The organism is Pantoea sp. Ae19-2 (genome assembly GCF_059801205.1).
Map to the genome: position 1 here is coordinate 3,218,924 of NZ_JBCHWE010000001.1, position 17,307 is coordinate 3,236,230.

General features: G+C 53.8%; 16 protein-coding genes and 1 tRNA gene. 8 read left to right on the plus strand and 9 right to left on the minus strand.

What is annotated here, in order from left to right:
• The first annotated feature begins 78 nt into the window (after window positions 1–78).
• Complete coding sequence (locus AAIE03_RS14860; protein ID WP_013024512.1) at window positions 79–747, plus strand: YtjB family periplasmic protein; 669 nt, start codon at window positions 79–81, stop codon at window positions 745–747.
• A gap of 128 nt (window positions 748–875) precedes the next feature.
• Here AAIE03_RS14860 and yjjG read toward each other — a convergent pair whose 3' ends face one another.
• The 3 genes from yjjG to AAIE03_RS14875 are packed head-to-tail and all read right to left on the minus strand — an operon-like array spanning window position 876 to window position 2,398.
• A complete protein-coding gene (gene yjjG / locus AAIE03_RS14865) occupies window positions 876–1,556 on the minus strand; it encodes a pyrimidine 5'-nucleotidase (protein WP_014606646.1) in 681 nt (226 codons plus the stop codon).
• Between the two features lie 19 nt (window positions 1,557–1,575).
• On the minus strand, window positions 1,576–2,016 hold the full coding sequence (gene rimI, locus AAIE03_RS14870) for a ribosomal protein S18-alanine N-acetyltransferase (RefSeq protein WP_014606647.1): 441 nt from the start codon (window positions 2,014–2,016) through the stop codon (window positions 1,576–1,578).
• Window positions 1,988–2,398 carry a DNA polymerase III subunit psi gene (locus tag AAIE03_RS14875; protein WP_013024509.1) on the minus strand — a complete coding sequence of 137 codons (411 nt, stop codon included), beginning with the start codon at window positions 2,396–2,398 and terminating at the stop codon, window positions 1,988–1,990. Before AAIE03_RS14875 ends, rimI begins: the two co-directional genes overlap by 29 nt.
• Before the next feature lie 105 nt (window positions 2,399–2,503).
• Here AAIE03_RS14875 and rsmC point away from each other — a divergent pair, with 105 nt between their 5' ends.
• Window positions 2,504–3,535 carry a 16S rRNA (guanine(1207)-N(2))-methyltransferase RsmC gene (gene rsmC, locus AAIE03_RS14880; RefSeq protein WP_019106889.1) on the plus strand — a complete coding sequence of 344 codons (1,032 nt, stop codon included), beginning with the start codon at window positions 2,504–2,506 and terminating at the stop codon, window positions 3,533–3,535.
• 161 nt (window positions 3,536–3,696) lie between these two features.
• A tRNA-Leu gene (locus AAIE03_RS14885) sits at window positions 3,697–3,783 on the plus strand.
• A 73-nt stretch (window positions 3,784–3,856) separates the two neighbouring features.
• Here AAIE03_RS14885 and AAIE03_RS14890 read toward each other — a convergent pair.
• Entirely contained in the window at window positions 3,857–4,093 is a 237-nt protein-coding gene (locus AAIE03_RS14890; protein WP_014606649.1) for a DUF1435 family protein, read from the minus strand.
• Window positions 4,094–4,345: 252 nt separating this feature from the next.
• On the opposite strand from AAIE03_RS14890, the gene AAIE03_RS14895 reads away from it, so the two are divergent.
• A complete protein-coding gene (locus AAIE03_RS14895) occupies window positions 4,346–5,443 on the plus strand; it encodes a GGDEF domain-containing protein (RefSeq protein ID WP_013024506.1) in 1,098 nt (365 codons plus the stop codon).
• Window positions 5,444–5,655: 212 nt separating this feature from the next.
• Window positions 5,656–6,120, plus strand: coding sequence for a YbaK/EbsC family protein (locus AAIE03_RS14900; protein WP_210451072.1), 465 nt, complete (start codon window positions 5,656–5,658; stop codon window positions 6,118–6,120).
• Here AAIE03_RS14900 and AAIE03_RS14905 read toward each other — a convergent pair.
• From AAIE03_RS14905 to AAIE03_RS14920, 4 genes are all read right to left on the minus strand, one after another.
• Window positions 6,117–7,337, minus strand: coding sequence for an MFS transporter (locus AAIE03_RS14905; protein ID WP_498563064.1), 1,221 nt, complete (start codon window positions 7,335–7,337; stop codon window positions 6,117–6,119). The genes AAIE03_RS14900 and AAIE03_RS14905 overlap by 4 nt on opposite strands.
• Window positions 7,338–7,533: 196 nt before the next feature.
• Entirely contained in the window at window positions 7,534–8,520 is a 987-nt protein-coding gene (locus tag AAIE03_RS14910) for a nucleoside hydrolase (RefSeq protein WP_491652794.1), read from the minus strand.
• Window positions 8,501–9,556, minus strand: coding sequence for a LacI family DNA-binding transcriptional regulator (locus tag AAIE03_RS14915; protein WP_491652795.1), 1,056 nt, complete (start codon window positions 9,554–9,556; stop codon window positions 8,501–8,503). Before AAIE03_RS14915 ends, AAIE03_RS14910 begins: the two co-directional genes overlap by 20 nt.
• A gap of 46 nt (window positions 9,557–9,602) precedes the next feature.
• Window positions 9,603–10,997 carry an MFS transporter gene (locus tag AAIE03_RS14920; RefSeq protein ID WP_019106379.1) on the minus strand — a complete coding sequence of 465 codons (1,395 nt, stop codon included), beginning with the start codon at window positions 10,995–10,997 and terminating at the stop codon, window positions 9,603–9,605.
• Window positions 10,998–11,582: 585 nt separating this feature from the next.
• Between AAIE03_RS14920 and AAIE03_RS14925 the strand changes: the two genes are divergently transcribed.
• A complete protein-coding gene (locus tag AAIE03_RS14925) occupies window positions 11,583–12,137 on the plus strand; it encodes a histidine phosphatase family protein (RefSeq protein WP_072136387.1) in 555 nt (184 codons plus the stop codon).
• On the opposite strand, the gene AAIE03_RS14930 is transcribed toward AAIE03_RS14925, so the two are convergent.
• The gene (locus tag AAIE03_RS14930) at window positions 12,134–13,084 is read right to left on the minus strand and encodes a YncE family protein (protein ID WP_014595272.1); all 951 of its coding nucleotides are present in this window, start codon (window positions 13,082–13,084) and stop codon (window positions 12,134–12,136) included. The two genes, AAIE03_RS14925 and AAIE03_RS14930, sit on opposite strands and share 4 nt — an antisense overlap.
• Before the next feature lie 506 nt (window positions 13,085–13,590).
• Between AAIE03_RS14930 and AAIE03_RS14935 the strand changes: the two genes are divergently transcribed.
• Entirely contained in the window at window positions 13,591–14,604 is a 1,014-nt protein-coding gene (locus tag AAIE03_RS14935; protein WP_013024498.1) for a glycosyltransferase family 32 protein, read from the plus strand.
• 203 nt (window positions 14,605–14,807) lie between these two features.
• Window positions 14,808–17,099 carry a phosphatidylglycerol--membrane-oligosaccharide glycerophosphotransferase gene (gene opgB, locus AAIE03_RS14940; protein WP_491652796.1) on the plus strand — a complete coding sequence of 764 codons (2,292 nt, stop codon included), beginning with the start codon at window positions 14,808–14,810 and terminating at the stop codon, window positions 17,097–17,099.
• The last annotated feature ends 208 nt before the right edge of the window (window positions 17,100–17,307 follow it).

The window sequence follows — 17,307 nt, forward strand, 5'->3', positions numbered from 1 at the left end:
GCAAGAGGCTACCTTGTCTGCGCTGCTTCTGGCAACATAATATCCAGGCTTTCTGTCGTAACGTGATTCGGATAATTAATGGCTAAAACCGCACTGAAATTTCGCTTACATCGCACGGTGATCGTTTTGATTTCGCTGGCGCTGTTAGTGGTGCTTATGCAAGGCGCATCCTGGTTTAGCCTTGGCCATCAGATGGCGCGTTCTGAACAGGCAGAAGAGCTGGCTCAAACGCTGACCCGCCAGGTGGCGTTCAGTCTTAAGCCCCTGATGGATAACAGCGAAGACAACCGCAGTCAGATTGAAGCCATTATTAATCAGATGACCGAAAACAGCCGTATTCTGGATGCGTCCGTCTATGCAGGCGATGGCAGCCTGGTGGCGCACAGCGGCGAAAATATTAACGTGCGCGATCGGCTGGCACTGGATGGCAAACGCGCGGGAAGCTACTTCAATCACCAAATCGTTCAACCGCTCACCGGCGGCAACGGCCCCGCAGGGTTTCTGCGGGTGACGCTGGATACGCACGTGCTGGTCACCGAATCGCGTCAGGTGGATAACACCACGAATATTCTGCGCCTGATGATGCTGCTGGCGCTGGCGATTGGCATCATCCTCAGCCGTACATTACTGCGTGACCGCCGCACGCGCTGGCAGCAGTCTCCGTTCCTGCTCACGGCCAGTACGCCTGTGAAAGAGGATGATGATGAGGACGAGAAAAAGGACGATACCGCAAACCCCTCGGTCTGACGCGACGGCCCGGCGCGGTTTACTTTACCGCCTGCCAGACATTGCTCTCATGCCTCACCAACCCACTCGATGAAAAAAGGCCCGTCTTAAGGGCCTTTTCCTTTCCAGATCCGCGTGACGCGCCAGGATCAGCCTTTTAGCAGCGCTTCCAGCTCGGATAACGTATTCACCCGCCAGTCCGGTTTGATCGATTCGGGCAACGGGCGCGAGCCGTGGTCGATCCAGCAGGTTTTAACGCCCGCATTCATGCCGCCGAGGATGTCTGATTCTGGCGTATCGCCAACCATCAACACGCGATCGCGTTGCGGATGTCCCATCTGTTCGAGCGCATAGTCAAAAATCCTGGCGTCAGGTTTAGGCACGCCCACTTCTTCTGACACCACCAGTGCAGAGAAGTACTCGAGAAAGCCGGTACGCTCCAGACGACGCTGCTGCAGCGCGGTAAAGCCGTTGGTGATGATGCCCATTTTGACGCGGCCGTGCAGCAGCGTCATCAGGCTGACTGCACCCTCGAGCGGCAGACAAATTTCGGCCATGGCTGACAAAAAGCCATCGTTAAGGATCGCCGGTGCCACGCTGAGTTTCTGCCCCCAGCCGACAAAACGGCGGGTCTGGAGCTCCAGTGCAGACAGCTGGCCATTTTGATACTCCACCCAGAGTGGCTTGTTGACCGCCTGGTAATCCGCAAAATCCTGGTCGGTGAACTGCACATCGTATCCGGCAAACAGACGTTGCAGGCCGGCAAACGAGTCAAAGTGAAACAGCGTGTCATCCGCATCAAACAGGATGCAATCCCAGTTATCTAACATCAAAACTCCTCAGAAACGGCTACAGCGTGAGCGCCATGATCAGTGCATCTTCACGGCCGCTGGCGGTGGGATAATAGTGGGGACGGCGGCTGACCTGGTTGAAATCCAGCTGTTCGTACAGCGCGATAGCGGGTGCATTTGACGCACGCACCTCCAGCCACAATGTCATGACATCGCGCGCAATAAGTTGATCGATTAAATGCTGCAGCAGCGCCCGGCCAAGGCCGCGCCGCTGATAAGCCGGGTCGACAGCAATATTAAACAGCGACGCTTCATCCAGAACCACCTGGGTGATCGCGAAGGCGGCCATCTGGTTATCGACATCCAACCGCAGATTCAGAAAACGTTCGCCCTGATTGCTGTTAAAGGTCTCTTCGCGCCAGGGGAATGCATGGCTGCGACATTCAATAGCAAAGGCCTCAGGAATCGCGTCAGGCGTGAGGAAAGAAATGGCTGTCATGTTCACACATCTGTTGCCAGAGCGCGCGCCGGGCGGCACCGCTGCTAAGCAGTTCATTAAAAGAAGCGCTGGTTAAGGCAACGCCATTAAAGGTTTGTTCGCTCTCAACGCCCAATAGCCAGCCCGCGCAGTTGAGCGTTTCCGGCAGCATTTGCAGCTGGTCAGGCGTCACAGTCATCACCTGCGTCGGTTTAAGACTGAGCGTGTGCAGGACATCACGCAGGATGGGTTCCTGCAAACCTGGCGGATTCTCCGCCACAATAATCAGCTGCGTATCCGGCAAAAGCCGTACGGCGATCTCGCCCTGGAGCACGCGCGGGCGGCGCAGTTGATACTGCGTAATCCCCATTTGCTGTAAAAGCCAGTCGCGCCTGGACGTCATGATATACCTGCTTTGCTCGCTGAATGCGACGCTATGCTAGCAAACCCATCGAACATGCGCCAACAAACCACTATAATCTCCGCTCAGATCTTACAGGAGCCCTACATGTCTGCTTTTACCCCGGCCAGCGAAGTCATTCTGCGCCACAGTGATGAATTTACCGCCCGCCACGTTTTATTTGCTGGCGATCTGCAGGATGACCTGCCCGCACAGCTTGAGACCGCCTCTTCACGCGTGCACACTCAGCAATATCATCACTGGCAAAACCTGAGCCGTCGTATGGGGGAACAGGCGCGTTATGGACTGGTCGCTCAGGCAGAGGATGTTCAGGGCTGCGATACGCTGGTTTACTTCTGGACCAAGAACAAACCGGAAGTGCAATTCCAGTTACAAAATCTGCTGTCTCTGCTGCCGGTTGGCTGCGATGTCTTTGTGGTAGGTGAAAACCGCAGCGGCGTGCGCAGTGCGGAAGGGATGCTGGAGCAGTGGGTGACCCTGGAAAAAATCGACAGTGCACGCCGCTGTGGTCTTTATCATGGTCGTCTGGAGAAGCAGCCTGCCTTTGATGCCTCGGCCTTTGGTAACAGCTACCAGCTGGATGATCTGACCGTTCATACGTTACCCGGCGTATTCAGCCGCGACGGTCTGGATGCGGGCAGCGCATTACTGCTATCCACGTTCACGCCGCACACCAAAGGGAAAGTGTTGGATATCGGCTGCGGCGCAGGCGTGATCGCCGCGTCGTTACCGGCGCATTCACCTAAAGTGCGCCTGTGGCTGTGTGACGTACATGCCGCCGCCATCGAGGCCAGTAAAGCCACGCTGTCCGCTAACGGCCTGGAAGGCGAAGTCTTTGCCAGTAACGTCTTTTCCGACGTGACCGGGCGCTTTGACATGATTATCTCTAACCCGCCGTTCCATGAAGGCACGCAGACCAGCCTTGATGCCGCCCAAACGCTGATCCGGGGTGCCGTTAAGCACCTGAACAGCGGTGGAGAGCTGCGCATTGTCGCGAACGCCTTCCTGCCTTATCCCCAGGTGCTGGACGAAGCCTTTGGCAATCACGAAGTGCTGGCGCAAACCGGCCGCTTTAAAGTTTATCGTGCGGTTTACGGTCGCGGAGCCAAAGCCCGTTAATACATTTTCTCTGCCTTTTTCGCCGTTTTAGCGCGTCGCCAGGCTGAAAACGTTGCTTTTTGCAGCGATCGTTTCCGTCTGGCGAAATATGTGTTGACGCATTGAGTAAAATCTCTAAAATGCGCCTCCGTGGTTGTAATACGGTAACGTATTGCGGGTATGCGAAGGTGGCGGAATTGGTAGACGCGCTAGCTTCAGGTGTTAGTGTCTTAACGGACGTGAGGGTTCAAGTCCCTCTCTTCGCACCAACGTTGTCATTCCCACTCTATTATCCCTGCATTTTCCTTTCCCTTGCGTTACCCGTTTCACTCCCCGGACAGACTACAGCCCGCTGAATTTGAAGCCTGTTGCCGCAATGCCGCCTGCCAGCGCGAGACAGGAAGGCAGCAATACATAGTGCCGCATGCGCTGATTAAACAACATAAGCAGAGTGAGCAATAACGCGATTAACATCACGATGCGCCACTGCTCAAAGGTAGGCTGCCATGCTGTTATTACCGGTATTGCCGCACATGCCAGCATACTTCCCCATGCACTATCCAGTTTGATACCGCGCATTGCCTTCCCCCTGACCACCTGTGAGCCGTTTTAGTCAATCCGATATGATAACCATTCCCATTAGCATATGATAATAATTCTCAACTTTCAGCTTGTTTTTTTACAGGCGGGCGGGAAGATGACAGCTAAACAAGAAAATGTTAAATTGCAACCGATTACACTTTTTATAACAGCAATATAATGCCTGTCGACCGGCTGAAATCCTGCGCCGGTTTTTGCTTTGTTATTTCAGGGCCGTCACGAGTATGAATAATGAAAATAGAATCTTATGATGAATTGAAACACAGCAAATACCGCCTCTCGTTGATGCTCTTTTTGTTTTTAAACGCATCCGTTTCGCTATTTTGTCTGCTCCCTTTGGCCGAAAATAATGAAACACAAATCACCGTGCCGGTGATGATGGTGGCGTTCTTTAGCCTGACCATGCTGAGCACGTGTTTAATAAAAACTAAACTAAAATTACCGCTGTTAAATCCCGTCGCGCTCATCCTGGGCGCGCTATGGGCATGGCATATTCAGTATCGCTATCATTCTGTTTTAATTGACGATGGCGGTTTTTTGATTGTCAGTCTGCTGTGCGTTTTTTTTATCAGCGCCATTGCACTGAGCGATTATTTGGTCGCGTTTTGCCTGCACATTACACCTTCCATGTTAACAGTGCTCATGCTGGATCACGGGCAACATCTGCCGTTGATTTTATTGACGATTGCCTTACCCTTGATTGGCTTTTCATTGCAACATCTGATGCGACGCCGTTCGGAAGACTTTACGCTGCGCTTAATGTATCAATTGTATGAAGAAAAAGAGTCATTCAGCGATCTCAGTATGCTAGATCCCTTAACAGGCTTATATAACCGACGCGGACTGAAAAATCGCCTTGATAACATTCTGGATAATCATGTCGGCAGTCATTATGTGTTGCTGTTAGATATCGACCACTTTAAGGCTTACAACGATAATTATGGTCATGCGATGGGTGATCAGGCGCTGGCACGCGTTTCGGTTGCCATTCGCGATGCGGTACGCTCACGCGATGTGGTAACACGTTACGGCGGAGAAGAGTTTTTAGTATTAATGACCAACGTCAATGCATCAATCGCTATGAAGCTGGCGGAAAGAATTCGCCAATATGTGGTGAATCTGGAAATTCCCCATTTGTTTAATGAGCGCGTTTCGACGCATGTCACCATTAGTGCAGGTATTGCGCCGATTTACGACAATGAATTTGATCAGGCCGTTGCCAATGCTGATCGCGCATTATACGTCGCAAAAAATCAGGGGCGAAATACGATTCTGGCCTGGGAAGATCTGCCCGGTGTTCCCAGCCCCGCGACGAGTGACGTCATATAAGTGCGTGCCGGATAGCCATGTTATCCGGCGGCACTTAGTGAAAACAGGAAGAGATAAAACCGTGCCAGCCCCTTAGCGCCCTCTCGTTTTGCCTCCGCCCTTCCCCAGCCCTCTCGCCGCTATGCATTCTGTTACCTATTCTTTCTCTCTCTCGTTTACACCGCTGCGGGCTTGTGGCAATTTTTACGCCTTCAATTAGCATGGAGAGAAAAATGAGCCTGGAGTCTGTACGCCAGTTTTTTGCCGAGCGTGCGCCGGAAATCGACATCATTGAGATGCCTTACAGTACGGCAACGGTAGAAATGGCGGCTCGCGTTCACGGTGTGGCGCCGGGACAAATCGCCAAAACCCTTTCCCTCAAGGTCAAGAATGAGGTGATCCTGGTGGTGACCCGTGGCGATGCGCGGTTAGACAACCTCAAACTCAAAGCTGCCCTGGGTGCCAAAGCGCGGATGTTAAGCGTGGACGAAGTGATCAACTGGACCGGGCATCCGGTTGGCGGGGTTTGCCCCTTTGGCCTGGAAAATCCGGTCACGGTATATTGTGATATCTCGTTAAAAAGCTTTGATGAAGTGTTGCCCGCCGCGGGCGCGGTTCACAGTGCCGTACGCATTTCGCCGCAGCAGATGGCTGAACTCACTGCGGCAAAATGGGTAGACGTCTGTGAAACGCGTTAATGTGTCTGCTTTGCCATCGCGCCGGAAATTTTAATTCCGCGCGTTTCGCGGCCAAAGGCGACAAAAACACAAATCAATACGGCCACGGTTCCCGCTACGATGGCCATACCAAGCCCGTAGTTGCCACCGTGCGCTTCAGCAATCCGTGACCGCAGCGTCGCGTTGACGGACGCAATGAGATTACCTAACTGATAAACAAAGCCGGGCAATACCGCTCTTGCATTCCCCGGCACCAGTTCGTTCAGGTAAGTCGGTATCACGCCCCATGCGCCCTGCACCATAAACTGCATCAAAAAGGCACCAAGACCAATAGCCCATGAACCGCTGGAAAAGGCCCACAGCGGCAGCACCGGCAGCGTCAGCAATGCGGCGATAATAATGGCTTTCTTGCGGCCAATACGTTCAGACAGCGTGCCGAAGAAGATGCCACCCAGCATAGCGGCAATGTTATAGCTGATGGCAATAATACTCACGGTGTGGGCATCAAACTGGTGCTGCACTTTCAGGAAGGTCGGGTAAAGATCCTGCGTACCATGACTAAAGAAGTTAAAGCAGGCCATTAACAGCACCATGTAGATGCAGATTTTCCAGTGCTGGCGCAGTATCGGCATCAGTGCGCTGCTCTCTTTGCGCTCACGTGCCGCCAGCCACACGGGCGATTCAGGGACGTTGAAATAGATAAAGGGTAACAGCAGAATCGGAACAGCCCCGATGAGGAACATGCCGCGCCAGCCCACCGCATCAAAAAATAAACCAAAGACGATGGATGCAAGCAGGTAACCGCACGGATAGCCGGCCTGGAAAAGTCCCGACATCAGACCGCGGGAGCGATCGGGAATGGTTTCCATTGCCAGCGAAGAGGCCACGCCCCAAATGCCGCCCATGGCTATACCATAGAAAATGCGGAAAGCCAGAAATGCAGCGAAGGTCGGTGACCAGGCAGACAGCAGTTCGAACACGGAGAAAAAGACAATGTTCAGCATTAAGATCGGCTTACGGCCATATTTCTCCGCCATCCGCCCAAACAGTAGCGCGCCAATCGGGCGCACCGCCAGCGTTAGCATGATGGCGACGGACACATCGGTGACAGAATTGTGGAAGTACTGAGCAAGGTTACTCAGTACAAACACCAGAATAAAAAAATCGAATGCGTCCAACGTCCAACTGGCAAAACAGGCGAAAGCCACGTTGCGCTGGGTCGATGTCCAGTCAAGCATACACGTCTCCTCTGTGAGACACTCTGGCGCATCGCCCATAACGTTCCTGGCCGCTGTCGGAGAGTGATGTAATTGTTAATCAAATGTATACATCATGTTCTAGAGGAGAGCGTACCGCGCAATTGTCAGGCAGTGGATCAGGCTGTAAGAAAGCGTGTCTGACGGCAGAGAATCCAGGCGACGAATCGCCTGGGTTTTACTCGGGGAGGTGGTTAAAGGCCTGCTCAATGATTGACAGCAGGAGCGCGTTATCCACACTGTGCAACACATGCACCAGCGCGCCGGCGTCAGGCGGAATACCCACGTCCAGACGCAGTGGCTGCCGATAGCGCCAGGTTTTACCGCGCGTTGCGCCCGGACGAAGCTCAATATCAACACGGTAGTCCGTTCCCCATGCCACGCGCTGATTAAGCAGCCAGGCGACGACCAGCGCATCATGGATCCAGCATCCGGCCAGGTGACGGGTTTGCATTGAGTAGTCTATCCAAGGCTGCAAGGTGTCATGCACAAAGCGCGTCAGCGGATGTTCGCGACAGGTCATGCGCGTCAGATCGTCCTGAGTCAGCAGCGTTTGCGTGGTGACATCCATGGGGACCAGCGTAATGGCGGCGCCGCTGTGTAATACCTGATGAGCAGCTTCCGGATCGATGCCGAAATTGGTGTCTTTGATGTAATCATCCAGCGCAAAAACGCCGCCCATAATCACTATATCTGCCACCGATTCCGCCATGTCCGGAAAACGCTGCATGGCCAGCGCCACATTGGTGAGTGGGCCAATCGCAATCAGCGTGATTTCGCCGGGGTTATCGCAGATGAGTTGCCCCATCGCCTGCGCGGCATCCGTTGCATCGGCCTCTAACATGGCAGGCTGAGGAACGCCCTGCCAGAGTGACAGCAGATTGAGCTGTTCAACCCGCTTGTCCAGCACAGCGCGCCAGGGGCCGGGATCTTCACACAATGCCTGACGGGCACCCTGCACGACAGGCACGGCACAGCCCAGCCGTGTCACCAAATCTTTGGCGACCCGCGCACCGACATCACTCGGCGTATTCCCTGCTACGGTGGTAATTAATTCTAACGACAGCCCTGGTGAGGCTAATGCCAGAGAAAGTGCAAGGCCGTCATCCGTGTTCGCCCCTGCAATACCATTCCCCGGATCACAATCAATAATCAGTCTTTTCATTATTTGGTTTATTTACTCTGGCCTGTGATGGCCGACAGCCACAAGATTCACCAATTTCAAGATGGTGTGGAAACGATTCAATGCGTGCCTCGCCATTCCACTGTTTCAACATATGGATAGCGCAGCGTGCCATCTCTTTTACCGGCTGACGCACGGTCGTTAATGCCGGAACGTGATAGGCAGACTGTTCTGTGCCATTAAAGCAGACCAGCGCGACATCTTTCGGCACGCGAATGCCGTGCTGACTCAAGGCGCGGATACAGCCAATGGCCTGGCCTTCGTTACTGGCAAACAGCGCGCGGGGCAGCTTCTGGCTGGCTATCATGCGTAGCGTTGCCTGATAACCGCCCTCACGGGTATAGGTAGTGGGGAAAATCAGTGATTCATCAATCTGTACATTGTGCGCCTGCATCGCGTCACGCCAGCCCTGAATACGATCCTGGGCATTCAGCATATCCAGCGGTCCGCTAATCATGCCGACCTGCTGATAACCATGGCTCAGCAAATGTGCGCACACCTGAAAGGCGGCTTGTCGCTCATCCACCCGTAACATGCTGACCCCGGGCTGCGCTTCAACCCGATCAAGCATAACCAGCGGTGTCCCGCTGGCTGTGATGATATCAATGAAAGGATGGCGATCCACGCTGTTATAAAACAGGCCGTCGACCTGACGATTCAGTAGCCCCTGAATCAGCTCCAGCTCCCGTTTGCGATCGTCGCCTGCATCACCAAGCAGCATTACATGCCCGTGATTGAGCGACTCCTGCAGCAGCATGTGCGCCATCGACGCGACAAAGGGGTTGCTGATATTCGGCACCACCAGCCCAAAGGTTTTGGTGTGGCCTGACGCCAGGGCGCGGGCGGAGGCATTCGGGCGATAGCCGGTTTGCTCGATGGCGGCAAGCACCCGCTGACGGGTGGCATCCGCGACCGGGCGTGGTCCGTTATTAATGACGTAACTGACCACGGCAACCGAGGTCCCTGCGGCTTTTGCCACGTCGTTGCGCGTGACCGTCGTTTTTACCGGTTTCGCCACTTCGCCCTCCTCATCTAATGCCGCTTGCCATGTAACTTCATCGTATTCAGATGGCGTCCTCTGGCAGATTAAGATCGCGCCCGCGCGTTTCCGGTGCCACAAAGGTGGTCAGGAAACCAATGGAAGCCATCGCTGAGAAATAGATCGCAATGGACCACCAGTGCCCGGTGTACGACAGCATCGCCGCCGCCACCAAAGGTGCAGTGCCACCTGAAATAATCGAGCCCAGCTCTTTGGCCACGGCCATCTTAGTATAACGGTGGTTCACGCCAAACAGTTCCACGCCCCAGGCCGCCTGGACGCCAAAGATGCCCAGAGAAGCCAGCGCCATGCCCACCACGATAACCGGGATAACAATCGCAGGTTCGCGCGTATCCAGCAGCGTAAAGGCTGGCCAGGCATAAATCATCAGCAACAGGCAAAAAACCCGATAAACGACCCGGCGACCGAAGCGGTCTGACAGCCAGCCGGCCAGGGGAATAATCAGGAAGCCAAGCAGCGAGGCAATAAAGACCGCCGTGGTCGGCACGGATTTATCGACCATCAGGACCTTAGCGACATACCCGACGATAAAACCCTGCGCCAGATAAGAGGGACCGTTTTCGCCAATACGTAAGCCGACCATGGTCCAGAAAGCACGGGTACGCTGAAAGAAGGGGCGCGTATCAACCGTCTGATGCTGCGTGGCGATAAGGTTCGCCCGCTCCGCTTCCAGTTGCGCTTTCTTGCGCTCGAACACCGGGGTTTCCCGCAGGTTGCGGCGGATCCACAGTGCCACAAGGGCAATGACGGCGCTGCTCAGGAAGGGAATACGCCATCCCCATTCCAGCAGGCTTTGTTTATCCATCTGCACCACCAGCAGCCAGACAAGCGATGCCAGCAGCGTGCCGCTGTTAGAGCCGAGGGCGATAACGGAAGACACCAGGCCACGCCGCTTAACCGGCGCATATTCTCCCAGCATCACGGTTCCGCCGGAAAGCTCAGCGCCTGCGCCAAACCCCTGACTGAAACGTAGCAGAACCAGACAGGCAGGCGCCCAGATGCCAATGGAGGCGTAGCTGGGAATCAAGCCGATTAGGGTTGTGGATGCGCCCATCAGAATAATGGTGGTTACCATGACGACTTTGCGACCTTTTCGATCGCCCAGCCAGCCAAAAAATAACGCGCCGATAGGGCGGGCAACAAATCCAACCGACCAGGTTGCAAAGCTGGCAAGCAGCGCCATGGCGGGGGTTTGTTCAGGAAAGAAAACATCACCGAAGATAATGCCGGCGGCGAGGCCATAGAGTGCGAAATCCGCGTACTCCATTGCCGTCCCTAACCAGCATGAAACCGTAGCGCGCCAAAAATCTTTGCGGCCGGCTGGGGTAATAAACCGCTCATCAGCGGCGGAGGTGGAAGGCTGTGCTGCCTGCTGCGTAACGGAGTGCTGTGCCGTCATAAACGCTGTCCCTTGAAAATATGCAGATCGATAAATGCCATTCCGAGAGACGGTTCCCTGACTACGAGCAGAACGCCCCGGTGGCGACATTCAGTTGGCTAACCATGATGAAAGGAAAGTTAAAGATTCCCTGGTGTTGGAATCCGCAGTATCGCGAGCTTCGCCGCTGTATATTTCAGCGGTCGTATTAATCTGGCGAATGTAACTTGATCCTCGATCGGCCTACCGTGCATCGAGCACCGTGAGCAATCACTGGAAGCTAGTGTATCTACGCGCGTAGATAAATCAATAGCCTTTGAGAAAATTTGTTAAATTTCCTTCACTATCAAGCTTCATTAATATGCCATTTTAAGCGCAAAATCAGGCGGTTAATCCCGACCCGGCGCACAAAAAAACAGCATACACCGGAACCAGAGGCACTTTTCTTTTAACATTAAGCCAAACTGGCTGTCTGACCCTTTCATCGCCTGATGTTGTCGCACATTGGTGTGACTGACTGATGACAGCACAGGCAGCGATTGCCACATAACGCATCCTCAGATATACCTGACTGGCGCATAAACCGGAGAACGCCGTTAAATCATTATGACCATTATCCTGATGCGACATGGTAAACCTGACCACCCTTTTGCCGGACGTTTAAGCGCACAGGGGCTGGCAGACTGGTGTGAAGCCTATGATCTGTCACTGGTGAGCGATGGCCCGCCCGATCGCAGCATCAGCATCGCCAGAAAAGCGGCGGTTGTGGTCTGCAGTCCTCTGCCCCGCGCCCACTCTTCGCTGGAGCGCCTCGGACTGCATCCCCATCACGTTGATGCGCTGTTCAGTGAAGTCGGTATTCCTTTGCTCCGGGCTGATCGCATTCAGTTACCCACCTTTGTCTGGCAGGCCATCCTGCGCGCCATGTGGTTTTGTGGCTATGCCGGGGAGACCGAGCCGCTGCAGCATGCGCGCGCCCGCGCCTCGCGTGCCGCCGATCGGCTGATCGCCCTGTCGCAGCAGGGTACGGTTTTGTTGCTGGGGCACGGCATTATGAACAAGATGATTGCCCGTGAATTGCGTAAGCGCGGCTGGCAGGCGGAAAAACACGCCAGCAGCCGCCACTGGAGTTCGGCCATCTACCATCGCCCCTTTATTTAACCAATTTGAAAGTAGCTCAGCGTTTCGTAGCCAGCCCCCACCTCGGTTGTCGCAAGAACGGTTTTCTGTACCAGATCAATGACGCTCAGCGTCCGGTTATCATCATGGGTGATCAATAGCCGTTTCTTGTCCGGACTGAAACAGCCATCCAGCGGCTGGTGAGTCAGCGCTATATGCCCCAAAGGATTCAGTAATTCATCAAAAAGCGTGACGATGGGTTCCTGGTGCCCGATCGCCATCAGATACTCGCCATCCGGACTAAAGCGAACCTTCTGACAGGGCTGTTGATGGCCTGGAAGCGCCAGCCGCTGGCGGATTCGATGGCTCTGGCGATCGACGACATAGAGCAGCGGCACATCGGCGGCGCTGGCGATGAGATAGGGATGCCTGGGTGATGCAGTAAGGCCTGAAACCGGGCCGGGCATCAGGATGGTATCAATGACTCGCCCTTCCGCTTCGCAGAGGTCGACGACGGTAATGGTGGCATCCTGCTCATTGTCGGTAAAGAGCTTGCGGCCGCTGGGCGAAAGCGTCAGGCGATGGGTATTATCAAGCGGAATGGGAATCGTCTTTTCAACACGGTGGGTAAGGGGATCGATCACCACCACGACAGTAGGATTTTCGCAGCACAGATACACTTTGCCGTCGCGCCCTAACTGACCGCTGTGCGGCGCTTGTGACGGTGAGAGGTCGATATAGTCATTAATCGCCCGCTGTCGTAAATCAATGACCGCCACTTTATGGCCAGGATGAGGCGCATCGCCTTGCATATCGTCACCGTACAGAGGGAGAAAAGCCTTTTCCCAGGGCGCGAGCATCAAAAGCTCGTGCAGTCGCGTTGGGATAACGTCCACGGCCTGGCTGACGTCAAAGGTGTCAGGATCGAGAAACAGCGCCCGTCTGGTTTGCCTGTCAATCGCCAGTAATCCTCGAGATTCAAACGGCATGTCATCTCCTTTTCGTCTGTATAGCTAAAGCGTAGACAATGACTGTCAGGCTGCGCACATCTGTAAATTCATTAATCATGCTGAATATTTCACTTATCTCGATTCCGCACTGATTCTCATACTCGCGCACTGTTTATCGGTTTCATGACAGAAAAACGCCCCCTCTGTCGATATAAAGATATTGCCATAGCGGAATAAAACATTAGCGTAAATAAATATTTATTTTTATTTCAGGCGAATGCTTATTTCCGTTTTATCCTAAAGTTTCCATCAGGAATAGCGAATTGTTGAATTGTGTTCTATTAAATAAATGAGTCGCGGCCGCTCACGTCACGCTTGTGCACAGAAACTGTCGTGGCTCGCCATTGAACCATCACCAGGGAAATACAATAAAAATTGCGCAGCGCAGCATGTCTGCGTTTATGGCGGTTTATATACGGGATGACAGCTTAAGCCCTTATTTTGCCGACTGGCATAAACACTATAATCAAAATAACAGGTGAAACATGAATTCACACCGCCGTTCCTTGCATCATCTCTGGCGTCAATGGGAAAAACTTGCTTTCACCAGCCGCATGCTGTGGACGATTAAACAACACCGGGCCGTAAGCGCGCCTGAATACGATCCTACGCTGGAACAGGACGTGCTGCTGGAATCCGTACCTAAGACCCTGCCTGCCATTGCTAAAAAAGTCTGGCTGTACTGGCCCGGCGACCGGCTACCTGCTTCCGTTGCCCTTAACGCCAGTAAAATTTGCCGTGATAATCCGGATCATGAGATCCACCTGCTTACCCCTCAGACACTGGGACAGTGGCTGCCGGATGTGCAATTTGTCTCTTCCGATCTGACTCCGCAGCTAAAAAGCGACATCATCCGGCTGGAGCTATTATTACGTTACGGTGGCATCAGCATCGACTGCAACACGTTGCTGTTCGAGGATCTTGCCTGGGTCCATCAGGCCCAAAGCGACCGCCCCATGGATGTGCTGGGATATTATCGTCAGCAAAACACGGTTAACCCACTCAGACCGATGATTGAAACCGGCTTTATCGCGGCGCCTGCTCAAAACCCCTTTATTCGTGAATGGCTGAAACAACTGGCCCCGGTAAAATACGTGGGGAGACAAAACTATCTGCTGGAGTTAATGAAACGCAGTGATTTCCCTGCAGTGCAACAGAATCTCAGCAACCCCGGTGACGAACTCACGGCGCTGGCACATCAGTTGGCTATGGATGAGCATCGTCGGGTTAATACCAGGTTACGTAAAGCGGAAGCCAGCGTCGGCTATTATCAGCAGGTGCATGCTGGCAGCAACGATGCCTGTGTGCGCTCTGTTCTGTTTCAGCAGCGTCCGCTCACGCCGCCGCCGGTCATCCGGCTCAGTGACAGTGCGCGCGCGCACCTCGATTTTAACCTGCGGTTACGCTTTTACAATCGTGCCAGCCTGGTCGGAGAAGCGATGCACGACAGCCCATCCTCTCCCGCCAGACTTTCAGCGCCGCAGGAACAACGCGCGTAATCCGCCCCCTGCCCGGCCGTTTCATTAGAAATCGCCGGGCACTTCGCCCCTGTTTAACGTCGAATTGACTGTACTGTGAGTCTGCAGCCAAATCTGCGCAGAGATGTTGCAGCCTGATGACAGCCACTATAGATTGAGTCAAAAATCCATGGAATGTCCCCCTGTTGATAAGAGACATATTCATACGATAAGAGGATTTGACGTTGTCTGAATTCGTGTCAGTGATACTTTTTCTGACCGCGATTGCTGTTTATTCCTGTAAAGCAGGCCGAAGCAGAATCTGGTTTTCCCTCACCTTGTGCTTGTTAATGCTGTTCGTGCTGCTCAACGCCACGCTGTTCGCCAGTAATTATTTTACCGGCGACGGCATTACTGACGCTGTAGTGTATACCCTAACGAACAGCCTCACCGGTGCCGGCCTGAGTAAATACGTTGTGCCCGCCCTTGGGCTGGTCATCGTGCTGTTTTTACTGTTTTGTGCACTGTCATGGCTGCTGCGCCGCCGTGAGCGGCCCTTTCATTCAGGCTGGAGCCTGGTGGCTTTTGCCTGTGCCGCAGGCGCGGTACAAACAACGCCAGCCTTTCAGCAAGTGAGTTCTCTCATTACCTCGCACTCACTGCGCGAAAACTCCGACTTTGCCACCGTCTATAAAGTCCCGAAAAAGCGCATTGCGCAGCCCGCACTTAACGTGGTGTATATTTATGCTGAAAGCCTGGAGCGGACCTACTTCGACCCGATTGCCTTCCCTGGGCTGGCTCCCGAACTCAGCCGGGAAAAAGAGCAAAGCATCGACTTCACCCAGACCGAGCAGCTTCCCGGCACGGATTACACCATTGCCGGTATGGTCGCATCGATGTGCGGTATCCCGCTTTTTGCCCCTTTCGACGGAAATGCTTCCGCCTCCCTTTCCAGTTTTTACCCACAGAACGTTTGCCTGGGCGATATTTTAAAAAATTCCGGTTATGAAAACTGGTTTATTCAGGGCGCTGACCTGCGCTTTGCGGGTAAAGATGTCTTTTTACGTTCTCACGGCTTTGACCCTGCGCGCCTGTACGGTTCACAGGAACTCAAAGACAAGGTTAGCGATCCCACCTACCGCAACAACTGGGGTTATTACGACGATACCGTGTTGGACGAGGTGTTTGAAACCTATGAGGCACTTTCGCGCCAGCAGAAACGTTTTGCGCTGTTTGCGCTCACGGTGGATACGCATCATCCTGATGGGTTTATTTCCCGAAGTTGCCAGCGCAAAAGTTACAGCTATGCGGGCAAGCCAAATCAGTCGTTCAGCGCCGTATCCTGCTCGCAGGAGCATATCGCACGCCTTATTGCCCGTATTAAGGCTTCTCCCTGGTTTAAGAATACCGTGATTGTGGTGGCATCCGATCATCTGGCCATGAACAACACGGCGCATCCCTTTCTGATCAAGCGTCCTCGTCACGATCTGTTTATGGTGATCCGTGGCGATCAACCGCAGGCAGAAGTGATAGATATGAAACGCAGTACGCTGGATAACGGCGCGACGTTACTGGATATTCTGGGCGGCGACAATGCGATAGGTTTGGGACGTAGCAGCCTGTCTGCAGTGTCGTTGTCGAGCCAGTTTGAGGATATGAAAACCAAAGTGTTGAGCTGGAAAGCCGATATCATTCAGCTGTGGAACTTTCCCAAAAAGATCGACAGCATCACGCTGGATCAGACGAAAAATACGCTCAGCTTTTCCGGGGCCAGCTTTGCCTTGCCCATTCTGCTGCGGGTGACGGAGAAGCATGTAGAGCCACTGCCTGAGGGGGAATATTCGGCGCCTTTACGTTATCAGCTGGCCGACTTTACCTCGGCGGAAAAGTTTGTCTGGGTCGATCGCTGCTTTAAAATTGCCCGTATCTGGCAACCGGCGCTGGCCCTGTCCAGCGACTGGTGCCTGGCAATGGGCCAGCTCGCGGGCCATCCCTCCGTCATGCGTATGGATAGCCCCCTGTGGAAAGGAAAGGTGCAGTTCCCGGCAGGCCCCCAGAACGATGCAAACTATCAACATGCCGTGGCGCAGCTGCGCATCGACGATAATGCGATTCGTTATGATGCCGACAGCTTTCTGTTCGCGGTTCCCGGCGCACCCGCAAGCGTGAAGCAGTTCAGCGGCCTTTCCCGTACGGAAAACTGGGGCCGCTGGTCAAACGCCAATCTTGCCCCGGAAGTGACCATAGAATTCGTTAACCCTTTGCCCGCCAGATTTGATCTGGTGATTACCGCTCGCGCCTATGGCCCAAATGCGCACCGACCCACAAGGGTGCAGGTAGGCGACACAAAACAGCCCCTGATGCTGGGAGAAGAAGCATCAACCCAGACGCTGCGTTTTGATAACACCCGCGGAAGCCATCGGTTAACGTTTATCCCACCAGAGCCGCAACTCAGCAATCTTAACAACATCGCAGGTCAGGACCCACGCAAACTCGGCATCGGTCTGATTACGTTAAAGGTTGTCCCCGTTCCCTGATGTTTATTCACGATGACGGTTAGCCCCCACCTTTTACACTGCCTGGTAAGCGGGCTGTGTAAAAGAGGCTAACTGACAACTTTTTTTTTGCGGCCCACCCCGCAAAAAGATGAAAACTACGCGTTTAACTAATTGATATAATGGAATTTATTTCGCAATATGTTTTTTATCTTCTGTGACCAGACCGGCTCTCCTGACATGATATTCA